The sequence below is a fragment of the Photorhabdus sp. RM323S genome (genome assembly GCF_042879375.1).
Lineage (GTDB): Bacteria > Pseudomonadota > Gammaproteobacteria > Enterobacterales > Enterobacteriaceae > Photorhabdus > Photorhabdus tasmaniensis.
In genome coordinates this window covers 1-1,504 of sequence record NZ_JBHFKZ010000142.1, presented here as the reverse complement: position 1 = coordinate 1,504, position 1,504 = coordinate 1, and the positions used below count along the sequence as shown (strand labels likewise).

Below are 1,504 nucleotides of genomic sequence, written 5' to 3'. Positions count from 1 at the left end.
TATAGGGAGGAAGGTAATGTAACTCAATATTGCTGACATAAGCCCAGTCCTTCACAAGATGCGCTTTGTTGTAACCCGCTCCATCCACAATAAGATGAATTTTTTGATGATAGTCAGGATAAGACTTTCTTATTTCATTGAAAAAACAGCAAATGTTGTAGTCATTAATGGTTTGATATTCCTGGAACACCGTATGACCAATGGCATTCAGGTTGAGTGCACCCACTATATTCAGGCGAGTTCGGCTTCCTGTTGTTTTGACTGTTTTTTTCTCGCCTTTTCGCATCCAGCCATAACTGAGTTTGGTGCCTTGAGTCGGGTGAACCGCGTCAAGAAAGAGGATGGGTTCGTCTTTCGCGGCGACTTTAAGATTTTCATAATATTCAATAAATTGTCTCTGTTTTTCTGCATTGAATTTATGAGGGACACCACAAGGTTTTTTATAAGAGAAACCCTGACGGTGTAGCCATTTATTCATGCCGGGAATGCTAAAGGTAATATTCCAGAGCTGAGCAACATAGGCCACAATTTCATGGGTGTGATGGAAAAGATGTTGAGATAAGTGGTTGATTAAAAGGTCAGTTTGCTCTCGAGAAAGTAAACTATCAGACCCCCCATTATCAGATTTAAGTTTCCCCTGATTGAGGTAATCACGGATATGGCGGTCAACGGTGGTCTGATGGAGTCGCAATGCCTGGGCTATCATGACAGAACTCCAGCCTTCAGAAGCCAGAAGGATAGCTTTTATTCTGTCTCGTACTTGACCATTACGAGTGGTGTCGTGAAGACGTTCAAGTTTGATTTTTTGTTCTGATGTAATAAATATTTTCATAGCGAGGATAATGATCTCCATTTCGGATAAAATCAAGCATCTTCAATGATTACGGGTATAAATGCCATTAATGGTTGTTTTTAAAAGTTGCATTTATTACGTTAAATCCGCTTTTGATATAAAATCTTTAATGCTTTTATATTCGCGTTTTTAAATTATGATGACAGTTAACCTGTTATCGGAAGTCGTTTTTTTACTCGATGGATTTAATTAGTATAGAGTTTTAACCGTTGTTTTTATCCTTTTTAACACCTGTTTTTTATTAAGTTTAATCATCATCGGATATTGTGTTTTATGTTTAACGAACACAGATTATATTCACTTTTTATCTTTTCTGATGCTGTTAAATAACTGGCGAGAAAGCGCTTTAATATCCGTTTATTCGGGTAATGTTATTTTACGTGCGATTTCTTTTCAACTTTGGATTAATGGTTAATGATTTTTCGATTAAATGCCATTAATGGTTGTTTTTAAAAGTTACATTTATTAAATTAAATCCGATTTTGATATAAAAGGTTTAATGCTTTTATATTCGCGTTTTTAAATGATGATGACAGTTAACCTGTTATCGGAAGTCGTTTTTTTACTCGATGGATTTAATGGGTATAAAGTTTTAACCGTCGTTTTTATCCCTTTTAACACCTGCTTTTTGTTAAGTTTAATCATCATCGG

At 35.6% G+C, this 1,504-nt stretch carries 1 protein-coding gene; it reads right to left on the bottom strand.

Annotated features, from left to right (window positions below):
- On the bottom strand, window positions 1-832 hold an 832-nt coding region (locus ACGF7G_RS22275; RefSeq protein ID WP_387468458.1), incomplete at its 3' end, for an IS630 family transposase.
- Between the last annotated feature and the right edge of the window lie 672 nt (window positions 833-1,504).